23 protein-coding genes and 1 pseudogene are annotated in these 25,876 nt (G+C 70.5%); 10 read left to right on the plus strand and 14 right to left on the minus strand.

Annotation, left to right across the window (positions count from 1 at the left end):
- Positions 1-29: 29 nt before the first annotated feature.
- The 7 genes from KCH87_RS26005 to KCH87_RS26035 all read left to right on the plus strand — a co-directional run bounded on the left by KCH87_RS26005 (position 30) and on the right by KCH87_RS26035 (position 7,389).
- Positions 30-1,154 (plus strand): FAD-dependent monooxygenase, encoded by a 1,125-nt coding sequence (locus KCH87_RS26005; RefSeq protein WP_210588675.1) that lies wholly within the window; start codon positions 30-32, stop codon positions 1,152-1,154.
- The gene (locus KCH87_RS26010; protein WP_210588676.1) at positions 1,151-2,155 is read left to right on the plus strand and encodes an amidohydrolase family protein; all 1,005 of its coding nucleotides are present in this window, start codon (positions 1,151-1,153) and stop codon (positions 2,153-2,155) included. Before KCH87_RS26005 ends, KCH87_RS26010 begins: the two co-directional genes overlap by 4 nt.
- Complete coding sequence (locus tag KCH87_RS26015) at positions 2,152-3,114, plus strand: cyclase family protein (RefSeq protein WP_210588677.1); 963 nt, start codon at positions 2,152-2,154, stop codon at positions 3,112-3,114. Before KCH87_RS26010 ends, KCH87_RS26015 begins: the two co-directional genes overlap by 4 nt.
- Positions 3,115-3,122: 8 nt before the next feature.
- The gene (locus KCH87_RS26020; RefSeq protein ID WP_210588821.1) at positions 3,123-4,490 is read left to right on the plus strand and encodes an FAD-binding oxidoreductase; all 1,368 of its coding nucleotides are present in this window, start codon (positions 3,123-3,125) and stop codon (positions 4,488-4,490) included.
- 4 nt (positions 4,491-4,494) lie between these two features.
- On the plus strand, positions 4,495-5,451 hold the full coding sequence (locus tag KCH87_RS26025; RefSeq protein ID WP_210588678.1) for a fumarylacetoacetate hydrolase family protein: 957 nt from the start codon (positions 4,495-4,497) through the stop codon (positions 5,449-5,451).
- Positions 5,452-5,593: 142 nt separating this feature from the next.
- Complete coding sequence (locus tag KCH87_RS26030; protein ID WP_210588679.1) at positions 5,594-6,580, plus strand: LysR family transcriptional regulator; 987 nt, start codon at positions 5,594-5,596, stop codon at positions 6,578-6,580.
- A gap of 38 nt (positions 6,581-6,618) precedes the next feature.
- Positions 6,619-7,389: an SDR family NAD(P)-dependent oxidoreductase gene (locus KCH87_RS26035; protein WP_210588680.1), complete on the plus strand. Its 771-nt coding sequence runs from the start codon at positions 6,619-6,621 to the stop codon at positions 7,387-7,389.
- Positions 7,390-7,606: 217 nt separating this feature from the next.
- Here the strand turns inward: KCH87_RS26035 and KCH87_RS26040 are convergent, their stop codons facing one another.
- The 6 genes from KCH87_RS26040 to KCH87_RS26065 all read right to left on the minus strand — a co-directional run bounded on the left by KCH87_RS26040 (position 7,607) and on the right by KCH87_RS26065 (position 12,762).
- On the minus strand, positions 7,607-8,851 hold the full coding sequence (locus tag KCH87_RS26040; RefSeq protein WP_210588681.1) for an RNA polymerase sigma factor: 1,245 nt from the start codon (positions 8,849-8,851) through the stop codon (positions 7,607-7,609).
- A complete protein-coding gene (locus KCH87_RS26045) occupies positions 8,848-9,189 on the minus strand; it encodes a YciI family protein (protein ID WP_210588682.1) in 342 nt (113 codons plus the stop codon). The genes KCH87_RS26040 and KCH87_RS26045 overlap by 4 nt, the downstream gene beginning before the upstream one ends.
- Complete coding sequence (locus KCH87_RS26050) at positions 9,186-9,929, minus strand: nuclear transport factor 2 family protein (protein ID WP_210588683.1); 744 nt, start codon at positions 9,927-9,929, stop codon at positions 9,186-9,188. The genes KCH87_RS26045 and KCH87_RS26050 overlap by 4 nt, the downstream gene beginning before the upstream one ends.
- Before the next feature lie 102 nt (positions 9,930-10,031).
- Entirely contained in the window at positions 10,032-11,558 is a 1,527-nt protein-coding gene (locus tag KCH87_RS26055; protein WP_210588684.1) for an MFS transporter, read from the minus strand.
- 13 nt (positions 11,559-11,571) lie between these two features.
- Positions 11,572-11,985: a VOC family protein gene (locus KCH87_RS26060; RefSeq protein WP_210588685.1), complete on the minus strand. Its 414-nt coding sequence runs from the start codon at positions 11,983-11,985 to the stop codon at positions 11,572-11,574.
- A gap of 6 nt (positions 11,986-11,991) precedes the next feature.
- Positions 11,992-12,762, minus strand: a complete 771-nt coding sequence (locus tag KCH87_RS26065) for an SDR family NAD(P)-dependent oxidoreductase (RefSeq protein ID WP_210588686.1) — start codon at positions 12,760-12,762, stop codon at positions 11,992-11,994.
- Between the two features lie 149 nt (positions 12,763-12,911).
- Between KCH87_RS26065 and KCH87_RS26070 the strand changes: the two genes are divergently transcribed.
- The 3 genes and pseudogenes from KCH87_RS26070 to KCH87_RS26080 form a co-directional block, all read left to right on the plus strand.
- The gene (locus KCH87_RS26070) at positions 12,912-13,739 is read left to right on the plus strand and encodes a class I SAM-dependent methyltransferase (RefSeq protein ID WP_210588687.1); all 828 of its coding nucleotides are present in this window, start codon (positions 12,912-12,914) and stop codon (positions 13,737-13,739) included.
- Between the two features lie 293 nt (positions 13,740-14,032).
- On the plus strand, positions 14,033-15,175 hold the full coding sequence (gene rho / locus KCH87_RS26075) for a transcription termination factor Rho (RefSeq protein ID WP_210588688.1): 1,143 nt from the start codon (positions 14,033-14,035) through the stop codon (positions 15,173-15,175).
- A gap of 87 nt (positions 15,176-15,262) precedes the next feature.
- Positions 15,263-16,147: pseudogene (locus KCH87_RS26080) on the plus strand (D-alanyl-D-alanine carboxypeptidase family protein); the annotation flags it as partial.
- Between the two features lie 32 nt (positions 16,148-16,179).
- Here KCH87_RS26080 and KCH87_RS49265 read toward each other — a convergent pair.
- The 8 genes from KCH87_RS49265 to KCH87_RS26115 form a co-directional block, all read right to left on the minus strand.
- Entirely contained in the window at positions 16,180-17,532 is a 1,353-nt protein-coding gene (locus tag KCH87_RS49265; protein ID WP_247196845.1) for a glycosyltransferase 87 family protein, read from the minus strand.
- Positions 17,529-18,929 (minus strand): polyprenol phosphomannose-dependent alpha 1,6 mannosyltransferase MptB, encoded by a 1,401-nt coding sequence (gene mptB, locus KCH87_RS26085; RefSeq protein WP_210588690.1) that lies wholly within the window; start codon positions 18,927-18,929, stop codon positions 17,529-17,531. The genes KCH87_RS49265 and mptB overlap by 4 nt, the downstream gene beginning before the upstream one ends.
- A gap of 165 nt (positions 18,930-19,094) precedes the next feature.
- Positions 19,095-20,015: a glutaminase gene (locus KCH87_RS26090; protein ID WP_210588691.1), complete on the minus strand. Its 921-nt coding sequence runs from the start codon at positions 20,013-20,015 to the stop codon at positions 19,095-19,097.
- Positions 20,016-20,060: 45 nt separating this feature from the next.
- Positions 20,061-21,470 carry an aspartate ammonia-lyase gene (gene aspA, locus KCH87_RS26095; RefSeq protein WP_210588692.1) on the minus strand — a complete coding sequence of 470 codons (1,410 nt, stop codon included), beginning with the start codon at positions 21,468-21,470 and terminating at the stop codon, positions 20,061-20,063.
- A 116-nt stretch (positions 21,471-21,586) separates the two neighbouring features.
- The gene (locus KCH87_RS26100) at positions 21,587-22,603 is read right to left on the minus strand and encodes an asparaginase (RefSeq protein ID WP_210588693.1); all 1,017 of its coding nucleotides are present in this window, start codon (positions 22,601-22,603) and stop codon (positions 21,587-21,589) included.
- 32 nt (positions 22,604-22,635) lie between these two features.
- Positions 22,636-24,090, minus strand: coding sequence for an amino acid permease (locus tag KCH87_RS26105; RefSeq protein ID WP_210588694.1), 1,455 nt, complete (start codon positions 24,088-24,090; stop codon positions 22,636-22,638).
- Entirely contained in the window at positions 24,087-24,764 is a 678-nt protein-coding gene (locus KCH87_RS26110; RefSeq protein ID WP_210588695.1) for a FadR/GntR family transcriptional regulator, read from the minus strand. Before KCH87_RS26110 ends, KCH87_RS26105 begins: the two co-directional genes overlap by 4 nt.
- Before the next feature lie 241 nt (positions 24,765-25,005).
- On the minus strand, positions 25,006-25,842 hold the full coding sequence (locus tag KCH87_RS26115) for an undecaprenyl-diphosphate phosphatase (RefSeq protein WP_210588696.1): 837 nt from the start codon (positions 25,840-25,842) through the stop codon (positions 25,006-25,008).
- Positions 25,843-25,876: the final 34 nt, after the last annotated feature.

The following is a 25,876-nucleotide window of genomic DNA, read 5'->3' on the forward strand; positions in this document are numbered from 1 at the left end:
GTCCTCTTCTACGTTCGCAAGGATCCCCCATGCCCGTACACAAGGTGCTCGTCGTCGGCGGCGGCATCACCGGAAGCGTGCTGTGTCTCGCGCTCGCCCAGCGGGGCGCCGAGGTCGAGCTCGTCGAGATCTCATCCCAGTGGTTCGGTGTCGGCCATGGCATCACGCTCCAGGGCAACGCACTCAAGGCGCTGCGCTCGGTGGGCGTGCTGGACCGGGTGCTGGACCGCGCGGTGCCCTTCGACCGGATGCGGTTGCGCCGCGCCGACGGCGGGCTGATCACCGAGCTGCCGACCCCGCACACGGGCGGTCCCGATCTGCCGTCGACGGCGGGCGCCCTGCGCTCGGACCTCCAGGACGCGCTGTGCGACGCGGTCCACGCGCACGGCGTCACCGTCCGCCTCGGCGTGACCGTCGACCGCCTCGACCCGTCGCCCGACCGCGTGGACGTGACCTTCACCGACGGCTCCGCGGGCGCGTACGACCTGGTGGTGGGCGCGGACGGCATCCATTCGCGGATGCGGGCGCTGATCGGCATCGACGTCCGGCCCCGCCCGGTCGGTATGTCGATCTTCCGGGTCGTGGCCGGAAGGCCCGCCGAGATGGACTGCGCCGAGGTGTACTACGGCGGCCCCCGCTTCAAGGCCGGCTACAGCCCCATCTCCGCCGACCAGTGCTACGCGTACCTCCTCGACGAGAACCTCGACGCCTCCCTCGTCGGCCCCCGCGCGTCCCTCTCCCTGCTGCGCGAACGCGGTGCCGGATACGGCGGCACCTGGGGCCGGATCCTCGCCTCGCTGCCCGAGGACACGGCCGTCGACTACCGGTGGATCGAGTCGATCCTGGTCGCCGAGCCCTGGCACCGCGGCCGCGTGATGGTCATCGGCGACGCGGCGCACGCCTGTCCGCCGCTGATCGCGCAGGGTGCCGCCATGTGCATGGAGGACGCGGTGCTCCTGGCGGAACTGGTGCGCGGGGGCGAGCCGGTGGAGAAGGCCCTCGACCACTTCATGGACCGGCGGCTGCCCCGTGTCCGCATGGTTCTGGAGAACTCGCTCCAGCTGGCCCAGTGGGAGATCAACCCCGGTACGCCCGGCGCCGACCCCGCGCGGATCATGTCCGAGACGCTGGACTCACTGACGGCGGCGGCATGAGTACACCAACGGTCGACTTCCACGGTCACCTGGCCGTGCCCGCCGCCGAAGAGCTGGTCGCGGGCGCTCAGGGTCTCGCCGCGGAACGTGCCGCCGAACAGCGCGCCCACTCCCCCGCCTCGCTGAACGTCAACCGTGCCCAACTCCACCGCCTGGCGCCGATGTTGACGGACGCGACCGCCCGGCTCGCCGCCCTCGACGCGATGGGCATCGACATCCAGGTGGTCGGCCCCATGCCGATGCACCACTACTGGGCCGACCCGGATCTCGCGCACCGCTTCGCCCGCACGGTCAACGAGGCGGTGGCCGTGCACTGCCTCGCCGAACCGGACCGCCTGTACGGGCTCGGCACGGTGCCCCTCCAGCACCCGCACCTGGCGGTCGACCTGCTGGACAAGGCCGTCTCCGACTACGGCCTGTACGGCATCAGCGTCTCCACGACCGTGGACGGCCGCGAACTGGCCGACCCCGCCCACGACATGGTGTGGCGGAAGGCGGAAGAACTGGGCGCGGTGGTGTTCGTGCACCCGTGGGGCTGCTCACTCGGCGAGCGACTGGCGACCCACTACCTCGGCAACACCGTCGGCCAGCCGGCCGAGACCACGGTCGCGCTCTCCCATCTGATCTTCACCGGCGTCCTGGACCGCTTCCCGGACCTGAAACTGGTGGCCGCGCACGGCGGCGGCTATCTGCCGACGTACATCGGGCGCTCCGACCACGCCTGGCAGGTCCGTGAGGACGCGCACGGCTGCGCCGAACCGCCGAGTGCGTATCTGCGGCGCATGTGGTTCGACGCGCTGGTCTACACCCCGCGCGCCCTGCGCCACCTGGTCGAGGAGGTGGGCGCCGACCGGGTCGTGCTCGGTACGGACTTCCCCTTCGACATGGGCGTCGACGACCCGCTGGCCCGTCTGGACGCCGCCGGGCTGTCCCCGGCCGACCGTGCCGCCGTCGCCGGGGGCAATGCCCTCGAACTGCTGCTGAAAGGACGTATCCGATGAGCCTCGGCCCTATCGAGGAGGAGCTCGCCAAGGCCCGTTCCGCGTACCGGAACTGGGGACGCTGGGGCGAGGACGACGTGCTCGGCACGCTCAACTTCATCGATGACGCGATACGGGCGCACGCGGCGGGCCTGGTCCGGCGTGGGCGGGCCTTCTCGCTGTCCCAGGAGTTCAACGAGGACGGTCCGCAGCGCGGTTTCCGCGGCCGGATCAACCCCGTCCACTACATGAAGGACACCGGTTCGGACGCGGCCGCCGGCACACAGGGCTTCCCGCACGGCTTCGGCGGCGCGGACGACCACATCGTGATGCCGCTACAGGCCTCCACCCAGTGGGACGGGCTCGGCCACATCTACGACAACAAGCAGGCCTGGAACGGCCGTCCGTGCACCATCGTCAACGGCAACGGCGACTCGGTCACCGGCATCGAGCACATGAAGGACGCCTTCACCGGCCGCGGAGTCCTCCTCGACGTGGGCCGGGCCGTCGGCGACGGCGAACTCCCGGACGGCTTCCCTATTCTGGAGAAACACCTGCGGGCCACGATCGAAGCGCAGGGCGCCACCTCGACCGTCCGCCGCGGCGACCTCGTGCTCGTGAGGACCGGACAGCTCGGCCGGGTACGGCGGTTGGGCGACTGGGGCGGCTACGCCGCCGGTGACGCGCCCGGCCTCTCCTTCACCACCCTCGGCTGGCTGCACCGCACGGAGATCGCGGCGATCGCCACCGACACCTGGGGACTCGAGGTACGGCCGTACGAGTTCGCCGAGCCCGCGATGTCGCCACTGCACCAGATCGCCATCCCGAACATGGGCCTCCCGCTGGGCGAGATGTGGGACCTGGAAGCACTGGCGGAGGACTGTGCGGCCGACGGTGTCCATGAGTTCCTGCTGGTCGCGGCGCCGCTTCCGGTGACCGGAGCGGTGGGAGCCCCGGTCAACCCGATCGCGGTCAAGTGAGTACGACGATGAACTTCACCGGCACCCTCCACCTCCCCGGCGACCAGAGCTTCGAGGAGGCCTGCTTCGGGCGGGTCTTCAACGCGCGCCGCCCGTCGGACCGTACGCCCGCCGCCGTCCTCGAAGCCGCGACCGAGCAGGACGTCGTCGAAGGCGTACGGCTCGCCCTGGAGCGCGGCTGGCAGGTCGCCGTCCGCTCCGGCGGGCACAGCTGGGCCGCCTGGTCGGTGCGCGAGGAGGCGCTGCTGATCGACCTCGGGGACTTCCGCGAGATGGCGTACGACCCACGGACCGGGTTGGCGACGGCGACCCCCAGCGTCAAGGGAGGCGACGAACTCAACCCGTATCTCGGCGAGTTCGGGCGCTTCTTCAACGCCGGCCACTGTCCGTCCGTCGGCATCGGCGGCTTCCTGCTCCAGGGCGGGCAGGGCTGGAACGCGCGCGGCTGGGGCTGGGCGGCGGAGAGCGTCGTCGCGATCGACGTCGTCACCGCCGAGGGCGAGCTGGTGCGTGCCGACGGGACGCGGAACAGCGACCTGTTCTGGGCGGCGCGCGGCGCGGGGCCCGGATTCTTCGGCGTCGTCACCCGCTTCCATCTGCGGACACGTCCGCTGCCGGGGCATCTGGCGCACACCGTGCACGCGTATCCGCTCGACCTCTTCGACGAGGTGATGACATGGCTGCACGGAATGCACCACACGGTCTCCGACCTGGTGGAGATCGTCGCGCTCACGCAGACACCGCCGCTGCCCGGCTTCGACGGGCCGGTGCTGCTGGTCACGGGAGTGTCGATGACCGACACTCCGGAGCAGGCCGCCGAGGCGCTGGCCCCGCTGCACGCCAACCCGTACGCGGACCGTGCCCTCTTCCGCGTCGAGGCCCAACCGACCACCCTCGCCGAGCAGTTGCAGGGCCAGCGGACCGCCAATCCGGAGGACCACCGCTATCTCGTCGACAACGCCTGGCTGACCGGGCCCGCCGACCAGGTCGTCCCGGCGATCCGCAAGGCGTTCACCGAGCACCCCACCCGGCAGACCTTCACGATCTGGTTCTCCATGGCCCCGCTGCGCGAACTGCCCGACATGGCCTTCTCGTTGCAGTCGGAGATCTACTGCGCCACCTACGTCGTGCACGACGAGCCGGAGCGCGACGCCGAGTTGCGTGCCTGGCTCGACGGGGCGATGGCGGCGATGGAGCCGGTGACGGCGGGCCAGTACCTCGGGGACTCGGACTTCACGGTCCGGCAGCTGAAGTTCATGGGGGACGCGCAGTGGCGCCGGCTCCAGGAGATCCGGGCCGTGCGTGACCCGAAGGGTCTGTTCGCGGGCTGTCTGAGCACGGGGAACGTCACCAACACCAACCACTGGGAGCGTTGAGCCGATGCGTTTCGCGACGTATGAGTACGAGGGTGTGGAGCGCGCGGGTACGGTGCGGGACGGCGTGATCCATCCGCTGCCCGAGGGCATCACCGTCCTGACCCTCCTCGAACAGGATGTGCTGCATGCCGCGGGCACCGAAGCGCTGCGCCGGCACAGTGACTTGACGGTGGATCAGGTGCGGTTGCTGCCGCCGCTCAGGCCCCCGGCCATCCGTGACTTCGTCGGCTTCGAGGCACACATCGAGGGTGTGTCGAAGGCGCTGGACGGGCTGGAGCACGTGCCCGAGGAGTGGTATCGGGCGCCCAACTTCTACTTCACCAACCCGCATGCGGCATGCGGCGCCCACGACGAGGTGCCCATCCCGGCGGGCTGTTCGGTGCTCGACTTCGAGCTGGAGGTCGGCGCCGTCATCGGACGCGAGGGCCGCGACCTCACCCCCGAGCAGGCACGCGAGCACATCGTCGGCTACCTGGTCTTCAACGACTGGTCGGCACGGGACCTGCAGAAGCCGGAGAAGAACCTGGGGCTCGGCTTCTCCAAGGGCAAGGACTTCGCCAACACGCTCGGCCCGTACCTGGTCACCGCGGACGAGGTGGACGACCGGCGGGACGCGGACGGCTTCCTCGACCTGGAGATGACGGTCACCCTGAACGGCGAGCTGATCGGGCGGGACACGCTCGCCAACGTGTCGTGGACGTTCGAGGAGATGGTCGCCTACGCCGCCCGGGACACCTGGGTGCGGCCCGGGGACATTCTCGGTTCGGGGACCTGCGGATGGGGCGCGCTGGCGGAGTTCTGGGGCCGCCTCGGCGAGCGCACTCCGCCGCCGCTGCGGGCCGGGGACGAGGTGACGCTGACCGTCGAGCGGCTGGGCACCCTCTCCAACCGGGTCGTCCCGGGGCGGAGCGACGTGTATCTGCCGCGGGCCCGAAAGCGCGGGCGCACAGCCCGCCCATAGCTTCGTGACCTGCTCATATCCGGGGATCCGATGGCTGCCATCGGATCCCTGTGTGTTGCTTCCCGGAGTCTTCCTCGGACGGAACCCGGTCGTTACGCTCCGATTCCACCGAGCTTCAAGGACGCAGCCGGAAGGAACCTGTATGGGTCTCGGAGCGATCGATCTCAATCTTCTGGTGGCGTTGGAAGCACTTCTGGAGGAGAAGAACGTCACGCACGCGGGTGTCCGTCTCTCCACCAGTCAGTCCGCGATGAGCGGTTCGCTGGCCCGGCTGCGCCGGCACTTCAACGACGAGCTGCTGGTGCGCGTGGGCCGCGAGTACGAGCTCACCCCGCTCGCGGAACGACTGCTGCCCGTCGTCCAGGCCTCCCTGCACAAGGCCGAGGAGGCGTTGTCGCTGACCCGGCACTTCGAACCGGCCCGGAGCAGGCAGCGCTTCTCGATCGTGATGTCCGACTACGTCATGACGGTGCTCGTCGAACCGCTGCTGCGGGCCCTGGCACGCGAGGCGCCGGGCGTACGGATCGACTTCCACCCGCTCGTGCACGGCCAGCCGGAGAACGAGACGCATCTGCGCTGCCACGACCTGATGGTGGTGCCGCTCGGCTACCGGCTGCCCGGGATCAGCGAGGCCGTGATGCACGACCGGTTCGTGTGCATCGTCGACCCCGACAATCCGCGCCTGGCCGAGGGTCGGCTCACGTTGGGCGATCTGGCCGAGATGCCGCACGCCGCGTCCGCGTTCGGCAAGAGCCTCACGCCCGCGGACCGCCAGCTGGAGACCCTGGGCATCGTGCCCAGGGTGCAGGTCAGCGCGCCGGGATTCAGTGTGCTGCCGTTCCTGGTGGGCGGCACCGACCTGGTCGCCCTGGTGCCAGAGCGGCTCGCCCGGCGCTACGAGGGTTTCGCGCGCTGTGCCGTCGTACCGACGCCGTTCCCGGACGTACCGCTGGTCGAGGCCATGCACTGGCATCACAACCGGCACGCCGACCCGGCACACCGCTGGCTTCGGGAGACCGTGCGGGCGGTGGGTGCGGCACTGGACGACGAGCCCGTGCCGCGGGAGATCGCGGCCGCGGATGGCACCCATGCCGATCGCGTGTTTCCGGAGCTGAGCCCGGCTTCCTAGCGTGGAGGGGAGGAGTCCCGCACCCAGTGGAGGAAGCCGTGAGCCGTACACGTCTGGCGGGCCGTACCGTCGTCGTCACCGGAGCAGCGCAGGGCCAGGGAGCCGCCGAGGTGGCGGCGGCAGCCCGGGAGGGCGCGACGGTGGTGGCGACCGACGTCCTCGACGAGCCCGGCGAGAAGCTGGCCGCTTCCCTGCGCGCGGACCGTCTGGATGTGCGCTATCGGCATCTCGACGTGTCGTCGCCGGACGACTGGGCGGGCCTCGCGGCGTCTTTGGATGTCGTGCAGGGGCTGGTCAACAACGCGGGGATCCCCATGCGGGCGCGGCTCGGCGAGGTCGAACTCGCCGACTGGAACCGGGCGTTCGCCGTCAACACGACGGGCGCGATGCTCGGCGTCCAGGCCCTCGCCCCGCTGATGCCGGCCGGCTCCTCCATCGTGAACGTCGGCTCGGTCGCGGGTCTGACGGCCCATCACGCGGTCGCGTACACGGCGAGCAAGTGGGCGTTGCGGGGCCTGTCGAAGGTGGCGGCGCTGGAGTTGGCGCCGCGCGGCATCCGGACGAACCTGATCCACCCCGGCTACATCGAGACCCCGTTGATGGCGACGGCCAACCCGGTGTTCGTGCAGGCGCACCTCTCCATGACTCCGCAGGGCCGACCGGGCAGCGTCGACGAGGTCGCCCCGCTGGTGGTGTACCTGCTCTCCGACGAGTCGTCGTACGTCAACGGCGCGGAGATCACTGTCGACGGCGGGTATGCGGCGCACGGCGGCGTGAAGGCGATCACGAACGCACTCGACTCGCCCTGAGGGCCTCGGCCGACAGGCGCTCATGACCCACTGCGCGGCGGCGGTCGTGGTCAGCCGCCAAGGCGCAGCCCGGCGAGCCAGACGTCCGGGGTGCCCGGAGGCGTCTCTTCACGTGGGGCGACGGGCTGCCGCAGCCAGGTCAGGAGCTTGCGTACAAGGGCGTTCATCGGAACCTCCGGTGTCGGTGAGGTGCTGTCACCCCACCGACGAACGGCCCCTACGCCGATCGACACTCCGCCAGCCGCCTTTCGAGGAACCGCCTCTCGGCGTCGTTCTCCACCAGCTCCAGAGCCCGCTCGTACGCCTCTGCCGCCTCGCTCGTACGACCGCTGCGGCGCAGCAGATCCGCACGGGTGGCCGGCAGCAGGTGGTATCCGGCCAGCTCGCCCTCGGACTCCAGTTCCGCGACCAGGGTCAGGCCCGCGTCCGTTCCCTCCGCCATGCCGACGGCGACCGCACGGTTGAGCCGGACCACGGCGGAGGGCACGAAACGGGTCAGCTCGCCGTACAGCGCGGCGATGTCGGCCCAGTCGGTCTCCTCGGCCGTGGCCGCGGTGGTGTGACAGGCGGCGATCGCGGCCTGGATCTGGTAGGGCCCCGGACCGCCCCGGCGCAGAGCGCTCTCCAGCAGCGTGGTGCCCTCGTCGATCTCGGCGCGGTCCCACACCGTACGGTCCTGGTCCTCCAGCGTCACCAGCTCGCCCGCCGCGTCCACCCGGGTCTCCCGGCGGGCGTCGTGCAGCAGCAGAAGCGCGAGCAGGCCGAGCGTCTCGGGTTCGTCGGGCATGAGCCGGGCCAGCAGACGGGTGAGGCGCAGCGCCTCGGCGCAGAGGTTGGTGCGCATGAGGTCGGCGCCGGACGTGGCGGCGTACCCCTCGTTGAAGAGCAGGTAGAGCACGCCGAGCACGCCCGTGGTGCGTTCGGGGAGGAGGTGCGCGGGCGGCACGCGATAGGGGATGCCGGCGTTGCGGATCTTCCGTTTGGCGCGCACCAGGCGCTGCGCCATCGTCGCCTCGGGGACGAGGAAGGCGCGCGCGATCTCGGGGGTGGTCAGTCCGGCGAGGGTGCGCAGGGTCAGGGCGACGCGGGCCTCGATGGGGAGTGCGGGATGGCAGCAGGTGAAGATCAGCCGCAGCCGGTCGTCCTCGACGCCGCTCTCGTCGTACTCGTCGTGCCCGTCGCGTGTCAGCACCGCCGCCTCCCGTAGTTTCGCCGCCCCCACGGCCTCCCGGCGCAGCACGTCCAGGGCGCGGTTGCGGGCGGTGGTCGTGAGCCAGGCGCCGGGGCGGCGCGGCACTCCGTCGCGCCGCCACCGGTCGAGGGCCTGGGCGAAGGCGTCCTGCGCGCACTCCTCGGCGAGGTCCCAGTCGCCGGTCACCCGGATGAGGGTGGCGACGACCTGACCCCATTCCTCGCGGAAGGCGGCCGCGACCGCCTCCTCGACGCCGTCCGTGGACTTCACTCCCAGACCGGCCGGACCTCGACCGAGCCGCCGCCCAGTGCGGCGGGGTGCCGGGAGGCGAGGGCGATGGCCTCGTCGAGATCGGCGACCTCGATGATGTCGAACCCCGCGACGTACTCTTTGGACTCCACGAACGGCCCGTCGGTGAGCAGGACTTCGTCGCCCTGCACGCGGACGGTCGTCGCGTCGGAGGAGGGGCGCAGACGTGCGCCGCCCTTCACGATGTCGCGGCTGCGCACCAGGTCGATGTACTCGGTGAAACGGGGGTCCACGGCGAGCTCCTCGGGGCTGAGCTCCTCGCCGTCGACGGGGGTGCAGATCAACAGCACGTACTTCATGACCGGGCCTCCTCGATTCCGGCGTCGAACGGGGCCGACGTGTGCTGGTGGACGATGAGCCACCGGTCGGCCGGGATCCGGTAGCCGGTGGTCACCCGCAGGGTGCTGTCCAGCGGCTCCCCCGTGGTGAGCGTCGCCCGCATGCGGACGAGCGCGTGACTGAACGCGACGCTCTCGTCCACCCGCACCCGGAACTCCAGCACCTCACGCTCCACGGGCCCGGTCACGGTCGAGAACCACCACTCCTGTGCCTTACGGAAGCCGTCGATGCCCCGTTGGTCCAGCCCGGTCATGGGGTGGAACACGTCGACGTCCGGGGCGTAGCAGGCGAGCATGCGTGCGATGTCCCGCTCGCGGACCGCGTCGGTCAGTTCCGCGTCGAGCCGGCGGACCGACGTCTCGGCGTCCTCCTCGTCCGACATCGGCCAGAAGGGGCGCACCTCCATGGCTCCAATGGTGGCCACGGGGTGCCTCGCGGCCGCATCGATCGCCTCCTCCAGGCTGTCGCACTCGAGGATGTCGTATCCGGCGACGTACTCCTTCGTCTCCGCGAACGGCCCGTCGGTGCGCAGCACCTCGCCGCCGCGCACCCGCACGGTGACGGCGTCGGCGGGGAGGGCCAGGCGGTGGCCGTGCAGACGGATGCCGCGGTCGCCGAGGTCCTCCACCCAGGGTTCGACAGGGGCCATGCCGGAGGCGTCAGCGGTGTCGTCGCCGCAGACGAGCAACATGTACTTCATGGGGTCCTCCCGGTGCTCATGAGCTTCCTACACCCCACCGACGAACGCACCGCTGCCGAATCGACATCGCCTCCTTCTATTTTTTTCGCCGCGCCGTACACATCACGCGGACGCCGTCTGCACCGCCGCGTCGCGGACGGCCGACCTGGCCGTGTTCTTCCGCACCAGCAGCAGCGTGACCACCGCGCCGAGCAGCGAGGCGCAACCGCAGATGACCACGCCGACGGCCATGCCGTGGCCGAGCGCGGTCTGGGCCGCGGCGCGGGCGCTGTCGCTGCCCGCGTTGACGACGGCCAGCGGGCCGGCCGCCGCCTCCATGCCCGCGTCCGCGCCGCTCAGCTTGCCGACCAGCGCGGAGGACGCGGCACTCATCGCGACCGTGCTGATCACGGCGGGGCCGAGCCCCTGCCCGAACTCGCGCACCAGGCTGGTGGCGCCGCTGGCCATGCCGGTCATATGGATCGGTACGGCGTTCACGGCAGCGGAGGTGAGCGAGGAGACGACGCAGATGAAGCCGACGCCGAGCAGCAGCACCGGGCCGATGAAGGCGGCCAGGGACGTCGTGGTGATCGGCAGGGCGGCGATCCAGAACTGTCCGGCGGCCATGGGCAGCAGACCGCCCATCAGCAGCCAGCGGGCGTCGACGCGGGTGAGCATCCTGCTCAGGACCGGTGCGAGGAGCAGCGGGATCAACTGAAGGATCACGAATGGCATGCCGGCCCGCAGTGCGCTCAGATGCATCACCGCGCCGAGCCGGATCGACACGCAGTACGCGGTGCCGATGAAGCCGAACATCCCGGCCAGCGCGACCACGGCCGCCGCCGCGAACGACGGGATCCTCAGCAGGTCCAGGTTGAACATCGGCGACGCGGCACGCCGCTCGGCGACAGCGAACGCGACGAGCGCCACCGCGGCCAGCGTCAGCGACGCGACGATCGCCGCGCTGCTCCAGCCCCGCTCGCCGCCCTCGATGATGCCCCAGAGCAGAGCCGTGAGTCCGACGGCGATGGTGATCTGGCCGGGCCAGTCCAGCGCGCGCCCCTCGGGGGCCTTGGAGTCGGTGACGAGCTTCCAGCAGGTGACCGCGACCACCAGACCGAGCACGACCGGCGGCACGAACGCCCAGCGGAAGTCGGCCCAGGTGGCGAGCAGACCGGAGGACAGCGGTCCCACGGCCGAGGCCAGGGAGATGCTCAGCGCCCAGGTGGAGACCGCCTTCGCCCGGTCCTTCTGGTCGGGCGTGGCCGCCGCGATGACCGCGAGGGAGCTGGGGAAGAGGGCGGCGGCACCGATACCGGCCAGGGCCTGGCCCGTCCAGAGCATGGTGATGTTCTGCGAGGTGGCGTTGAGGAGTTCACCGAGCGCCAGGACGAGCCCGCCGAGCACCAGCAGGCGCTTGCGTCCGAAGAGGTCACCGACCACACCGAAATTCAGCTCGAGAATCGCGGTGGGCAGAATGAAGGCGGAGGTGACCCAGGCAACTTGGGAACCCGAGGCACCGAATGCGGCCTGGATTTCTCCGTTGATCGGCGAGGGGACCGTAATGCAGAGTTGCGCCGCCGCGACCGCGAGGCAACAGGCTATGAGTGTTCCCTTGTCGAGTCTTTTCAGGGAGATCGATTGCGTCATCGTGACTTCTTCTCTATGAGTTCGATTTCTCTATGAGTTCGATGAGATTTCCCTCGGGGTCACTGACCCAGGCCATGCGCACACCTGGTTCGGGGGACGGCCCGGGTTTCATGACCTCGCCCGCCCCCTGGGCCGCCAGAGCCTCGTAGACGGGGTCGAGTTCGGGGGTGGTGACCGCGAAGTGGCCGTATCCCTCGGTGAGGGCGGCGGTCAGCGGGTCCGGCCCGCGCAGGCCCGGTGTGGAGCCGGGCCGGGCGAGCAGCTCGATACGCCAGCCGTGCGGATGCGCCAGGACGACGCCGGTCAGGCCGGGGCCTTCGAGGTGGAAGTCGAAAACGGTCGTCAGCCCGAACGCCCGCTGATACCAGGCGGTTTGGGCGGTCAGATCGCGTACGTTGACGCCCACGTGGTCGAGTCGAGTGGTCATGTCCGCTCAGCCCGCCATCGCGCTGTCGCCGCCGTCGACCATGAGATTGGCGCCGTTGACGAACGCCGCCTCGTCGGAGCACAGGAAGGCAGCGACGCGCGCGATGTCGTCCGGCTCGCCGACCCTGCCGGCCGGGATCCGCGCCTCCAGCTGCGCCTTCGGACCGTCCGGAGCGTCGAGGAAGGGGGCGGTGGCCGAGGTGCGGGTCATGCCGGGCGCGATCGTGTTGACCCGGATGCGATGCGGGGCGCCCGCCGCGCACAGGTGCTTGCTCATCGCCAGCACACCGCCCTTGGCGGCGCCGTGCGGCACCATCGGCATGAAGACCGCTCCCCGCACCGCGGCCACGGAGGCGACGTTGAGAACGGCCCCGCCACCGCGTGCGATCAGGTGCGGCCAGGCCGCCTGCGTGCAGAAGTACGGGATGTCGAGCTCGTTCCTGATGGTGAAGTACCAGTCCTCGGCGGGCATGGTGCCGAACGGCCCGTTCCGCAGTGCGGACGCGTTGTTGTAGAGGATGTCGATGCCGCCGAAGGACGCGACCCCGGCCTCGATCCACTCCCGCGCGCCCGCCTCGGTGGACAGGTCCACGGGCGCGAGGGAGCGCATGACTCCCCCGGCCTTCCCGACGAGTTCCACGGTCTCGGCGGCACTGTCCCCGTCGATGTCACAGCCGAATACGCGGGCGCCTTCCTCGGCGAATACGAGTGCCGCGGCCCGACCTATTCCGGCCCCGGTTCCACTGATGAACGCGATTTTCCCGGCCAGTCGACCCATGTTGACGAAGTCCCTTGTCCCGTGCCGCCGGAGTGCGGTGGTGGCAGCGTAGGGAGCGCTGTTTGGCGAGAACAAGAAATGCGTCGCCGAATGGCCATCGGGGGTTCGTATGGCTGGTATGCGGGGCGCGTGCACGGTTGGATGTCCCCATGACCACCGACGAGTCCACGCGGCTGATGCGGGCCAACCAGGCCAACTGGGACGCCCGTACCCCCGTCCACCTCGCCAGCCGGTTCTACGGCCTCGACCAGGACCTCGACCCCGACCGCTGGTTCGCCGCCTTCGAGTGGGAGGACCTCGGCCAACTGGCGGGCCAAGATGTGCTCCATCTCCAGTGCCACCTCGGCACCGAGACACTGGCGTTCGCCCGGCGCGGCGCACGGGCCGTCGGCCTCGACTTCTCGGAGGCGTCCGTGGCCGCGGCGACCGGCATCGCGGCTAAGGCCGGCCTCGACGTCGCCTACGTACAGGCGAATGTGTACGACGCCGTAGAAGCCCTGGAGGGACGGCAGTTCGACGTCGTGTACACGGGAAAGGGCGCCCTGTGCTATCTGCCCGACCTCGATCGCTGGGCGAATGTGGTCGCTCGACTCCTGCGGCCCGGCGGCCGGTTGTACGTGGTCGAGTTCCATCCGCTGCTCAACTCCCTCGGCCCCAAGCCCGCTCCGGGCGAGGGTCCCGAGCTGCTGCTGCGCCACGACTACCTGCGCGGCGACGGCCCCGTGCACCGGGACGCGACGCGCACCTACACGGACGGTCCGGCGGTCGAAGGCGCCACCGACAGTTACGAGTGGATGCACGGAATGGACGAGGTCCTCAACGCGTTGACCGATGCGGGACTGACCGTCCGGCGACTGCGGGAGAGCGACGAGTTGCCCTGGCAGCGCTGGCCGCAGATGGTGCGCACAGCCTCCGGCTGGTGGCGGCTGCCCGAGCCGCGTATCCCTCTCCTGTACGGCCTGCTGGCCGGCCGCTGAGTCTCAGCTCACAGACACGGCGACGCACCGGGTGGTACGCTGCCGTCAGCACTCGTGTTCGCCCCTCTATGGGCGCCGGTGCCAGTTCTTCTCTTCAGTTCGCCGAACCACCCGCCCGTTCCGGGACCGGTGCATCGGCTTCCTGACACCACCTCGCAGCAGCGTTCGTCTGCCGTACCCGAGGTGATGTTCTCCGCCGCCCCGAGGCGCGTCGTACGCCCTCCAGCTCGCGGCTTCTCCCCCCCTTCCTTCCGCATGTCCCATGCCTTCCGTCCGTGAAAGGACAGACCACCATGACCACCACACTCGAACACCCTCCCCTCCAGCAGGAACTCCCGGCCCGGGCCGCCACCGGCGTCCTCGACATCGACGCGGGCGGAAAGGGCCACCTGCGCGCCGAGAGCTGCCTGCCTTCCCCCTCCGACCTCCAGGTCCCCGCCGCGCTGATCCGCCGCCACGGCCTGCGCAAGGGCGACCTCGTGGACGGCGTGCGCGGCACACAGCGGGCGCTGACCGAAGTCGTACGCGTCAACGGCCGCCCCGCCGAGGAGCTGCGCGGCCGCCGTCACTTCCGTGACCTCACGCCGCTGCACCCGCGCGAGCGGCTCCGCCTCGAACACCCGGCGGCCGGCCTCACCGGACGCGTCGCCGACCTGATCGCGCCCGTCGGCAAGGGCCAGCGCGGGCTCATCGTGGCCCCGCCCAAGACGGGCAAGACCGTCCTCCTCCAGCAGATCGCCGCCGCCGTCGCCGGCAACCACCCCGAGGCCCGCCTGATGGTGGTACTGCTCGACGAGCGCCCCGAGGAAGTCACCGACATGCGGCGCTCCGTGCACGGCGAGGTGTACGCCTCGACGTTCGACAAGACGCCCAAACAGCACATCGCTCTGGCCGAACTCGTCATTGAGCGGGCCAAGCGGCTCGTCGAGGCCGGCGAGGACGTCGTCATCCTCCTCGACTCCCTGACCCGGCTGTGCCGGGCGCACAACAACGCGGCCGCCGCCGGTGGCCGCACCCTCAGCGGCGGTGTCGACGCGACCGCGCTGATCGGCCCGAAGCGGTTCTTCGGCGCCGCCCGCCTCGCCGAGGAGGGCGGCTCCCTCACCATCCTGGCCACCGCCCTGGTGGAGACCGGCTCCCGCGCCGACGACTTCTTCTTCGAGGAGCTCAAGAGCACCGGCAACATGGAGCTCCGGCTCAGCCGCGAGCTCGCCGCGCGCCGTGTGTTCCCGGCCGTCGAGATCAACCCCTCCGGCACCCGCCGCGAGGAACTCCTGCTGCCCCAGGCCGAGTTGACGGCGGTACACGGGCTGCGGCGGGTCCTGCAGTCACGGGACGGTCAGGCCGGCCTGGAGACGCTCCTGGAGCGGATGCGCGACACCCCGGACAACGCGACGTTCCTGCGCCGGATCCAGCCGACGCTGCCCGCCGCCTGATCCGGCGTGTGCGGCATCCGGGTGCTCACACGCCGCGCTCGGCCCGGGCAGCGCAGCTCAGGGCAGGTGCGTTCCTAGGTTGCCGGTATGACTTTCGGATTTACGTCCCGTGTCGCCGTGTCGACCTGCGTGCTCTGTACAGCGGGCCTGCTCGCCCTCGCGCCCGTCGGCACCGCCGCCCACCCCGGCGCGGACCCGGACACGCCCGGGTCGCGACCGGCCGCACCGCAGCCGTCCCTGCTCTACCGCTCCGGCACACAGGCGAGGCCGCACCCCCGGGTACCCGAGGTGCCGGAGGTCTCCGCGCTGTCCTGGGTGGTGGCCGACGCCCGCACCGGCGAGATCCTCGCCGCGCACGACGCGCACCGGAAACTGCCGCCCGCCAGCACCCTCAAGACCCTGTTCGCCCTCACCGTGCTGCCCGCGCTGCCCGGCGGTATCCGCCACACGGTCGACGAGGAGGAGCTGTCGGACCTCGGCCCCGGCAGCAGCCTGGTCGGCGTCGCCGAGGGCCGCACCTACCGGGTGAGCGACCTGTGGAACGGCGTCTTCCTCAACTCCGGCAACGACGCCGTGCACGTCCTGGCCCGGCTCAACGGCGGCTGGCGTGCCACGGCCCGGCGGATGCAGGCCAAGGCGCGCGCCCTCGGCGCCCGGGACACCCACGTCCTGTCGCCGGACGGCTACGACACTCCGGGCCAGGTGTCCTCGGCATACGACCTGGCGGTGTTCGGCCGGGCGGGGCTGCGCCACCGGGACTTCGCGCGGTACTGCGCCACGGCCGAGGCCCGGTTCCCCGGAGGCGGCGGATGGTCGTACGACATCCACAACACCAACCGGCTGCTGACCGGCACCGACGGCGTGGACCCGTACCCCGGTCTGGTCGGCATCAAGAACGGCTACACCAGCAACGCGGGCCACACGCTCGTCGCCGCCGCCCGCCGCGGCGGGCAGGCCGTCGTCGTCACGGTGATGAACCCTCAGACGGGCGGCGGTACCGCGGTCTACGAAGAGGCGCGATCGTTGCTCGACTGGGGGTTCGACGCCGCCGGGCGGGTCGATCCGGTGGGGTCGCTCGACGCGTTGCGCGTCAGGCCGAGGCCGGCTCCGGACGCCGGGCCCGTGGCCGCCGCGGCAGCCCCGGACACCGGGCTGGGCTGGGCGGCGACCGGCGTGATCACCGCTGCGGCCGTGCTGGGCGCCGCCGCGGTGGCGCTGTTGCTCCGGCTCATGGGCGTCCGGATCGTGCGGGACTGACCCACCGGCAGCCACAGGAGCAGACCGAGCGTGATCCAGGCGTAGGTGTTGCTGCCGAGGAATCCGTCGATGCCGGACGCGTCGTCGAACCACAGCCACACCACGCTGGTGCACAGCACCGCGTACAAGCCGGCCGCGACCCGGACGTGCCCGGCGCGGACCAGCACGGCGAAGGCCGGCAGCAGCCAGACGAGATGGTGCACCCAGGTGATCGGGCTGACCAGGCACGCGGTCAGCCCGGTGAGGGCGAACGCCGCCGCCCAGTCCCCGGCGGCGACCGCCCGGCGCGCCCGAGCCACCCACACGCCCAGCAGCAGCACGACCACGGCGGCCCAGACCGCGCGGTCCGTCTCGCCGAGCCGGGCCAGGATCCCCTGCACCGACTGGTTCGACACATAGTCGAGGCGGCCGATCCGGGTCGTGTCCCACATCGCCTCGGTCCAGTAGAACCGCGACGCGTTCGGCGCCACCAGGGCGGCGACCCCCGTCGCCGCGACGGTGACGACCGTCGCGACGGCGGCCGCACGCCAGCGGCCGGCGAGCAGCAGCAGACCGATGAACAGCGCCGGAGTGAGCTTGATCGCCGCCGCGAGGCCGATCCCCACACCCGCCAGGCGTCCCCGCCCCGTGGCCAGCAGCCATGCGTCGAAGAGGACCAGGGCCAGCAGCAGAATGTTCACCTGGCCGAAGCTGAAGGTGTCGCGCAGCGGCTCGAACAGCGCCAGGGCACAGACGCCGAGCGCGCAGCCGTACCAGCCGTACTTCCGCCAGGACCGTCCGGCCAGGACACGCACGACGACCGCGAGCGCCCCCAGATTGAGCAGCAGCGCGACGGCGATCGCGGCGTGCAGGCCGAGCAGTGACATCGGCAGCATGGAGACGGCCGCGAACGGCGGATACGTGAAGCCGTACGTCGTTCCGGGCACCCGGTAGTCGTAGAGCCGGCCGCCGTGGTGGACCCATGTGTCCACGGCCCCGTAGTAGACCCGCAGGTCGAACCAGTCGCGCAGCAGCGGAACCGTCGCGGTGAAGACGATGACGACGGCGGCGAGGGCGGCCACGAGCAGCGCGCGCCCGCGGTCCGTGCGGGGCAGTCTCATACGGTGCTCTCCCGCAAGGGTGCCTGGGCCGCTTGATGGGCCTGCCAGAGGACGACGACGGCGAGCACTCCGCCGGAGACGGCCAGCACCAGTTCCTCGGTACCCGCCGGGAGACCGCTCGGCATGGCGAGCAGCGCGACGACTCCGGTCACCGCTGCCAGCCGGTGCCGTAGCGATGTGCTGGGCGCCGCCGCGCCGAGGAGGAACAACCCCCACAGGGCGTACCAGGGCCGGATCGCCGGACCGAGGAGGACCACCGCGGCGAAGCTGAGGCCCAGTGCGTAGACCGGGGTGAAGCGCGGGCGGTGCAGCCATATGGCGGCGATGGCCACAGCGGTGGCCACGAGTCCGAGCACATGCCAGACGGGCACGGCGAGGGCAGCCAGATCGCTGAGGCCCAGCTTGGTGAGCACGGCGCCGGTAGCACGGCCGAGGAGGCTGGTGAGCGCCCAGTTCTGCGGGGACACCGGCGTCTTCAGGGCTCCGATCCAGCCGTACCCCGTTCCGGCCAGGGTGGTTGCCACGACGGTGGTGACGGCCGCCGCGGCTCCCGTGGAGAGCACCGCCCGTACGGGATTGCGGCCCGCGCGGATCTGTAGGGCCACGACCGCTGCGAGGCCGAGCACGGCGGGCGCCTTGACCAACGCGGCGAGCGTGACGAGGACCGCGCCAAGCACCGGCCACCGGCCGAGGGCGGCGACCAGTCCGACGCCGAGCAGTCCGAGCATGATGGCGTCGTTGTGGGCGCCGGCCACCAGGTGCAGCAGCACCAGCGGGTTGAGGGCGCCCAGCCAGAGCGCTGCCGCCGGGTCGGCTCCGCTGTGCCGGGCGAGGCGGGGCAGCGCGGCCGCCATCAACGCCACACCGAGCAGCGCGACCAGCCGCATACCGAACAGCCCCGCCGGGATCTCGCCCCGGGTGATACCCGACAGCGCGGAGGCGACGGCGAGGAACACCGGGCCGTACGGCGCACCGGTCTGCTGCCACAGCGGGGACACCTCGTCCGCGAGCGGACCGCCGAGCCGGGCCGGGCCGTGCGCGTAGACGTCCATATGGGCGTCGACCATCGCGCCTTGTGCGAGATAGCTGTAGACGTCCCGGCTGAACAGCGGCGGGGCCAGCAGCAGGGGGGCCGCCCAGACGGCGAGGACGAGGAACAGGGAGCGCGGGGTGGGCGGTTCCGCGCTGCGGATCAGCCGTCCGAGCAGCGCCCAGGCGGCGATCAGCAGAATGATGCCGAAGTACACGCCGACCACGCCCAGGGCCGCGTGCGCGGACGAGGGCGCGATCAGCTCACGGACCGGCAGGGCTCCCGCCGTCTCACCTCCCAGCGCGAGAAAGGCGGTACCGGCCAGACCGAGAGCCTGGCAGCGACGGAGATCGACGGGGAAAGCCATGGCCAACACTCGGAAAGCGTGTCAACGTCGGGTGGCCGGAAAGCGACGAGCCGCCCACGGGGCGGGGGCCGACGTGTTACCGGTGTGTGATTGTTGCAGGTCGTCGGTCGTCTGCGGGTGGGTGAGGACCGACCGCACCCTTCACCGGCGCTGCACAAACCCCTCCTAGAACACTGACAGGCCCGTCAGTGTCGTGAAGCGTTCCAACGCCGCCACGCCTGCCACCGAGTTGCCTCGCTCGTCCAGACCCGGGCTCCACACACACAACGTGCAGTGGCCCGGCACGACGGCGATGATGCCGCCGCCCACGCCGCTCTTCCCGGGCAGGCCCACCCGGTAGGCGAACTCGCCTGCCGCGTCGTACGTGCCGCAGGTCAGCATCACCGCGTTGACCTGTTTGGCCTGGCTGCGGGTGAGAAGGCGGGTGCCGTCGGCGCGGATGCCGGGGCGGGCGAGGAAGGCGGTGGCCAGGGCGAGGTCGGCGCAGGAGGCGGTGACGGAGCACTGGCGGAAGTACTGGTCGAGGAGGACCGGTACGGGGTTGTCGATGTTGCCGTACGACGCCATGAAGTGGGCGAGGGCGGCGTTGCGGTCGCCGTGTGCGGTTTCGGAGGCGGCGACGTCCTTGTCGAAGTTCAGGTCCGGATTGCCGCTCTCGGCGCGCAGGAAGGCGAGCAACTCGCCGGCCGCGTCGCCGGTACGGGTGTGGAGGCGGTCGGTGACGACCAGCGCGCCCGCGTTGATGAACGGGTTGCGTGGGATGCCGTTCTCGTACTCCAGCTGCACAAGGGAGTTGAAGGGGTTGCCGGAGGGCTCGCGGCCCACGTGCTCCCAGAGCTCGTCGCCCTCGCGGGCGAGGTCCAGGGCGAGGGTGAAGACCTTGGTGATGGACTGCGTGGAGAACGGCTGCCGCCAGTCCCCCACGCCGTACACGGTGCCGTCCGGCTCCGCGACGGCCATGCCGAAGCTGCGCGGGTCGCAGGCGGCGAGCGCCGGGATGTAGTCGGCGGGGCGGCCGCGGCCCGGCAGCCGCCGGATTTCGTCGGCGATGCGTTCCAGGACCGGTGCGAAGGTCGGGGACGTCATGATCACTATTGTGCCTCCGGGCTGGTCCTGGTGCGCTTTCGCAGGTCAGACGAGAGGTGTGCCGCTGCCCGCGACGACCTCCGGCCGCAGCAGGTCGGCGAGCCGCTCGGCGGGCAACAGGCCCTTCTCCAGGACGAGTTCGGCCACTCCGCGTCCGGTGGCGAGGGCTTCCTTGGCGATGTCGGTCGCGGCCGTGTACCCGATGTGCGGGTTGAGGGCTGTGACGAGGCCGATGGAGTTCTCCACGCTCGCGCGCAGCACCTCCGTGTTGGCGGTGATGCCCGACACGCAGCGCTCGGCGAGGGTGAGACAGGCGGCGCGCAGGTGCGTGATGCTCTCCGACAGTGAGTGCAGGATGATCGGCTCGAAGGCGTTGAGCTGGAGCTGTCCGGCCTCGGCGGCCATGGTGATGGTGACGTCGTTGCCGATCACCTCGAAGGCGACCTGGTTGACGACCTCGGGGATCACCGGGTTCACCTTGCCGGGCATGATGCTCGAACCGGCCTGCACCGGCGGCAGGTTGATCTCGCCCAGGCCCGCGCGCGGGCCCGAGGACAGCAGCCTGAGGTCGTTGCAGCTCTTGGAGAGCTTCACGGCGATCCGCTTGAGCACGCCGGACATCTGGACGAACGCGCCGCAGTCCTGGGTGGCTTCGACCAGGTTGGCGGCCGTGACGAGCGGGAGTCCCGTGATCTCTGCGAGGTGGCGGCGCGCCGACTCGGCGTATCCGGCGGGTGCGTTGAGGCCGGTGCCGATGGCCGTGGCGCCCAGGTTGATCTCATGGATCAACTCGACCGCCTCGTCAAGGCGGCTGCGGTCCTCGTCAATCATGACCGCATATGCGGAGAACTCCTGGCCGAGCGTCATGGGCACCGCGTCCTGCAACTGTGTACGGCCCATCTTGAGCACATCGCGGAACTCGACGGCCTTGCGCGCGAAGGCGTCCTGAAGCACGGACATCGCCTTGAGCAACCCGTGCACCGCGAACACCGTCGCGATCTTGACCGCGGTCGGATACACGTCGTTGGTGGACTGGCCGAGGTTGACGTCCTCGTTGGGGTGCAGATGCCCGTACTCGCCCTTGGCGTACCCCAGCAGCTCCAACGCCCTGTTCGCGACGACCTCGTTGGCGTTCATGTTGGTCGAGGTGCCGGCGCCGCCCTGCACGACATCCACGACGAACTGGTCATGCAGCTTCCCCTCACGAATCTCACGGCACGCCTCAACGATGACAGCGGCCTTCTTCGGCTCCAGCAGCCCGAGTTCCTCGTTCGCGAGAGCGGCGGCCTCCTTGACTGCGGCGAGGGCTTCGATGAGGTGTGGGTAGGCGGAGATGGGGGTGCCGGTGATCGCGAAGTTCTCGGTGGCGCGCAGCGTGTGGATGCCCCAGTAGACGTCGGCGGGGACGTCCCGGTCGCCGAGGAGGTCGTGTTCGCTACGGGTGGCGGCGTTCATGAGGTGCAGGTCCTCTTTCTGAGGGGGTGAGGGTGAGCGCCCCTTCAGGGGCGCGGGGAACTGCGCGACCAGCCACAGACGGCCCGCAGTCGCCGAACGAGATGACCGGCAAATCCCTAGGCGCAGGCCGAAACAGCAACCGGTTCCAGCGAACGAACGGGCCGCACACACCCGACCTCGTGTCCGCCCCCAAGAAGCGCCTCTCCTTGGAACTCCGTGAGCAGATCCGGCGAAACCCCGGCCCACGCGAGCGCCGCCGCAGCAACCGGCACACGCGCCCGACTCGCCCCGTCGGCGATCTTCACGGCAACGGCCCGGCCGTCCGGCAGCGCGGCGACCTGAACGCCCTCGAACCCGTCCTTGGCAAGCAGCCCCGGCACGGCCCGCATCAACGCGGCCACATCCCGCCCCGAGCCGGAGGCCATCTCCGCATGCTCACGCATCGCGTCGGCGACCCGCGCCTCGGGCGTACCCGGCGCCGCGGTGGTGATGCGGGCGGCGGCACGGGCAAGGCCGTGCAACGAGACGGAGAACAGCGGCGCACCGCACCCGTCGACGGTCACCCGCGCGATCCGCTGCCCCGTGAGGTCCTCGACGATCTCGGCGATCGCCTGCTGAAGCGGATGCGACGGATCGAGGTACCCCTCAAGAGGCCAGTCGTTGAGCACGCAGGTGTAGAGCATCGCCGCGTGCTTGCCCGAGCAGTTCTGGGCGAGCCGCGAGGGCAGCCGCCCCTCCCGCATCCAGGCGTCCCGCACATCCGGGTCGTACGGCATGTCGGGGACGTTGCGCAACGCGTCCTCCGTGAGCCCGGCCAGCTTCAGGATCCGCCGGGCCCCGGCCAGGTGGCGTTCCTCGCCGGAGTGGCTGGCCGCGGTGAGCGAGAGGAGGTCGCCGTCCAGCGGGAGCCCGGCCCGGACCATGGCGACGGCCTGGACCGGCTTGAGCGCCGAGCGCGGATAGAACGCGGCCTCTACGTCGCCGAGTTGGAACCGGACCTGTCCGTCGGAGCCGAGGACGACGACGGAGCCGTAGTGGATGCCCTCCACGATCCCGCCGCGTATCAGGTGGGCGACGGGGGCGTGGAGGGGCTCGCGGGTCAGGGGTGCGGCCGCGACGGAACTGCTGAACATCACTTCCTGCTTCTCTCAAAGCGCCGCGCGAGTCACGCGTCGGCGCTGGTGGATTCGGTCTCGCTCGACGCGCGAGCGACCCGGCCGCGGATGGCGTACCACCCCGTGACCAGCGCTGCGGCGATCAGCGGCAGGCACAGCACGGTGGTGCGTCCGGCGCCGCCGTCGGCGTACATGAGGACCAGGACGCAGGCCAGGAAGGCCAGCGTCACGAGTTCGGTCCAGGGAGAGCCGGGCAGACGGAAGCCCGGCCGGGTCAGTTCGCCCTTCTGGGTCTTCTGCCAGAAGAGCAGGTGACAGAGCATGATCATGCCCCAGGTCGCGAGGATCCCGATCGCGGCGAAGTTCAGCACGATTTCGAACGCGTCGGCCGGGACGACGAAGTTGAGTCCGACGCCGAGGACACAGATACCGCTCGTCAGCAGGATCCCGCCGTACGGCACCTGGCTGCGGCTCATCACGGAGGTGAACTTGGGCGCGGAGCCGCTCATGGCCATGGAGCGCAGGATGCGGCCGGTGGAGTACAGGCCGGAGTTGAGCGAGGACATGGCCGCGGTGAGGACGACGAGGTTCATCACGCCGCCCGCCGCCGGGATGCCGATGTTGGACAGCACGGTCACGAAGGGGCTCTCACCGGCGGAGTACTTGTTCCACGGCAGCAGCATCGACAGCAGGACGACCGAGCCGACGTAGAACAGGCCCACGCGCCACATGATCGAGTTGATCGCCTTCGGCATGATCTTCTCGGGGTTCTCGGTCTCGCCCGCGGCGACGCCGACCAGTTCGACGGAGGCGTAGGCGAACACAACGCCCTGGATGATCAGCAGCATGGGCAGCAGGCCGTTGGGGAAGATGCCGCCGTGGTCGGTGATCAGGGACGGGCCGGGGGCGGCACCGTCGACGGGGTGCTGGGTGACCAGCAGAAAGATCCCGATGCACATGAAGATCACCAACGCGCTGACCTTGACGATCGCGAACCAGAACTCCAGCTCGCCGAAGATCTTGACCGAGATCAGATTGACGGTCAACACGACCGCGAGGGCGATCAATGCGATCAACCACTGCGGGACGTCGGAGAACATGCCCCAGTAGTGCGTGTAGGTGGCCACCGCCGTGATGTCGGCGATGCCGGTCGTCGCCCAGTTGAGGAAGTACATCCAGCCCGCCGTGTACGCACCCTTCTCCCCCAGGAACTCCCGGGCGTACGACACGAAGGCGCCCGACGACGGCCGGTACAGGACGAGTTCACCGAGGGCCCGCACCACGAGGAAGGCGAAGACTCCGCAGACCGCGTAGGCGATGAACAGGGACGGTCCGGCGTCGGCGAGGCGGCCGCCCGCGCCGAGGAAGAGGCCGGTGCCGATCGCGCCGCCGATGGCGATCATGTTGACGTGCCGGGACTTCAGGGACTTGCTGTAGCCCTCGTCTCCGGCATCGACATGGACGGAACGTTTCTGCATGCCCTCGTGCAGGGACTGCTCGCTCACGCCTCGGGTCCGCCTTCCGTGGGGGTGTCCGTGCGCGCGGAGCGCACGATGTCGGTGAGGGTCGTCTCGACCCGGTCGAGGTGGTGGGCCATGGCTTCCACCGCGTCGTGCTCACTGCCGTCGATCAGGGCCTCGACGATCGCCCGGTGCTCGCGGTTGGACTGCTCCCGGCGGCCGCCCAACTCGTTGAGGAACGCCGACTGGCGGGCCAGGGCGTCGCGGATCTCCTCGATCACCCGGCGGAACACCGGGTTCTGGGCGGCCTCGGCGACGGCCAGATGGAAGAGGGTGTCCATCGCGACCCACGCGGTGGTGTCCGTCTCCCGCTCCATGCGGTCGAGGACGTGGGCCAGATGATCGAGGTTCTCCGGGGTGCGGCGCGCCGCCGCGTACCCGGCGACCGGGATCTCCACGTGGCGGCGCACCTCCAGGAGGTCGCTGGCCGCGTAGTCGCCGAAGGTGGGGTCCTCGACGGCGTTGGCGACGACGAAGGTGCCCTTGCCGGTCTTGGAGACGGTCAGGCCCATCGTCTGGAGAGCCCGCAGGGCCTCGCGCAGGACGGGGCGGCTGATCTCCAGGGTGCGGCAGAGCTCCGCCTCGGAGGGGAGCTTGTCGCCGATGGCGTACTCGCCGCGCTCGATGGCGTCGCGGAGGTGGCCGAGCACCGCTTCCATGGCGCTGACGCGTCGCGGAGGCTGACTGGCTGTCCGGCTGTCTGACAGGTTCACGGGAGAGATACTCCGGTCGGCGGGTGGGTGCTGTCAAGGCGGGTGAAAGCAGAAGATCACGGGGTGTGAGGCCCGAATACCACCTCACACCCCGGCGCGACCGGCTGCCACCGGTCGTTAAGCGGGCTCGGGGAAATGGGGTGCGTTGCCGCGCCCCATTTGCCCGAGGCCGCTCAGGCCGCTGCCGTCAGCTGTTCAGGACGCCTGTGCCTAGCAGACCGAACAGCAGCAGACCGACGGCGATGCGGTAGATGACGAAGGCGTTGAACGAGTGCTTGGCGACGAACTTCAGCAGCCAGGCGATCGACGCGTACGCCACGACGAAGGAGACCAGGGTGCCGACGACCAGCGGGGCCGCACCCGCACCCGTGCCGAGGGCGTCCTTCAGCTCGTAGATGCCGGCGCCGGTCAGGGCGGGGATGCCGAGAAAGAACGACAGGCGGGTGGCGGCCACGCGGTCCAGGTCGAGCATCAGCGCGGTGGACATGGTGGCGCCGGAGCGCGAGAAGCCGGGGAAGAGCAGGGCGAGGATCTGCGAGCTTCCGACGAGCATCGCGTCCTTGAAGGACGTGTCGTCCTCGCCTCGCTTGTGCCGGCCCATCCGGTCCGCCGCCCACATCACGCCGCTGCCGACGATCAGCGAGCCCGCGACCACCCAGAGGGAGGCAAGCGGCCCCTGGATGAGCGGTTTCGCGGCAAGACCCACCGCCACGATCGGGATGGTCGCGGCGATCACCCACCAGGCGAACTTGTAGTCGTGGTGGTACCGCTCCTCCCGGTCGGCGAGGCCACGGAACCAGGCGGACATGATCCGCACGATGTCCTTGAAGAAGTACACGAGCACGGCGGCGATCGCACCGACCTGGATGACGGCCGAGAACCCGACCACGGCATCGTCGTCGACAGGGATACCCATGAGGCCCTCGACGATCTTCAGATGGCCGGTCGAGGAGACGGGCAGGAATTCGGTCACCCCCTCGACGGCTCCGAGGACGACGGCCTGACCGACGTTGATGACGCTCATGGGATCCAGTTCTGGCGAGGTGACCGACAGTGCG

The sequence above is a fragment of the Streptomyces sp. GESEQ-35 genome (assembly GCF_017948485.1).
Taxonomy (GTDB): domain Bacteria; phylum Actinomycetota; class Actinomycetes; order Streptomycetales; family Streptomycetaceae; genus Streptomyces.

Bases quoted from the DNA above. Each gene is read 5' to 3' on its own strand.
- KCH87_RS26005 (WP_210588675.1), top strand. From the start codon at position 30: ATGCCCGTACACAAGGTGCTCGTCGTCGGCGGCGGCATCACCGGAAGC.
- KCH87_RS26010 (WP_210588676.1), top strand. From the start codon at position 1,151: ATGAGTACACCAACGGTCGACTTCCACGGTCACCTGGCCGTGCCCGCC.
- KCH87_RS26015 (WP_210588677.1), top strand. From the start codon at position 2,152: ATGAGCCTCGGCCCTATCGAGGAGGAGCTCGCCAAGGCCCGTTCCGCG.
- KCH87_RS26020 (WP_210588821.1), top strand. From the start codon at position 3,123: ATGAACTTCACCGGCACCCTCCACCTCCCCGGCGACCAGAGCTTCGAG.
- KCH87_RS26025 (WP_210588678.1), top strand. From the start codon at position 4,495: ATGCGTTTCGCGACGTATGAGTACGAGGGTGTGGAGCGCGCGGGTACG.
- KCH87_RS26030 (WP_210588679.1), top strand. From the start codon at position 5,594: ATGGGTCTCGGAGCGATCGATCTCAATCTTCTGGTGGCGTTGGAAGCA.
- KCH87_RS26045 (WP_210588682.1), bottom strand. From the start codon at position 9,189: ATGAAGTACGTGCTGTTGATCTGCACCCCCGTCGACGGCGAGGAGCTC.
- KCH87_RS26050 (WP_210588683.1), bottom strand. From the start codon at position 9,929: ATGAAGTACATGTTGCTCGTCTGCGGCGACGACACCGCTGACGCCTCC.
- KCH87_RS26055 (WP_210588684.1), bottom strand. From the start codon at position 11,558: ATGACGCAATCGATCTCCCTGAAAAGACTCGACAAGGGAACACTCATA.
- KCH87_RS26060 (WP_210588685.1), bottom strand. From the start codon at position 11,985: ATGACCACTCGACTCGACCACGTGGGCGTCAACGTACGCGATCTGACC.
- KCH87_RS26065 (WP_210588686.1), bottom strand. From the start codon at position 12,762: ATGGGTCGACTGGCCGGGAAAATCGCGTTCATCAGTGGAACCGGGGCC.
- KCH87_RS26070 (WP_210588687.1), top strand. From the start codon at position 12,912: ATGACCACCGACGAGTCCACGCGGCTGATGCGGGCCAACCAGGCCAAC.
- rho (WP_210588688.1), top strand. From the start codon at position 14,033: ATGACCACCACACTCGAACACCCTCCCCTCCAGCAGGAACTCCCGGCC.
- KCH87_RS49265 (WP_247196845.1), bottom strand. From the start codon at position 17,532: ATGAGACTGCCCCGCACGGACCGCGGGCGCGCGCTGCTCGTGGCCGCC.
- mptB (WP_210588690.1), bottom strand. From the start codon at position 18,929: ATGGCTTTCCCCGTCGATCTCCGTCGCTGCCAGGCTCTCGGTCTGGCC.
- KCH87_RS26090 (WP_210588691.1), bottom strand. From the start codon at position 20,015: ATGACGTCCCCGACCTTCGCACCGGTCCTGGAACGCATCGCCGACGAA.
- aspA (WP_210588692.1), bottom strand. From the start codon at position 21,470: ATGAACGCCGCCACCCGTAGCGAACACGACCTCCTCGGCGACCGGGAC.
- KCH87_RS26100 (WP_210588693.1), bottom strand. From the start codon at position 22,603: ATGTTCAGCAGTTCCGTCGCGGCCGCACCCCTGACCCGCGAGCCCCTC.
- KCH87_RS26110 (WP_210588695.1), bottom strand. From the start codon at position 24,764: ATGGAAGCGGTGCTCGGCCACCTCCGCGACGCCATCGAGCGCGGCGAG.
- KCH87_RS26115 (WP_210588696.1), bottom strand. From the start codon at position 25,842: ATGAGCGTCATCAACGTCGGTCAGGCCGTCGTCCTCGGAGCCGTCGAG.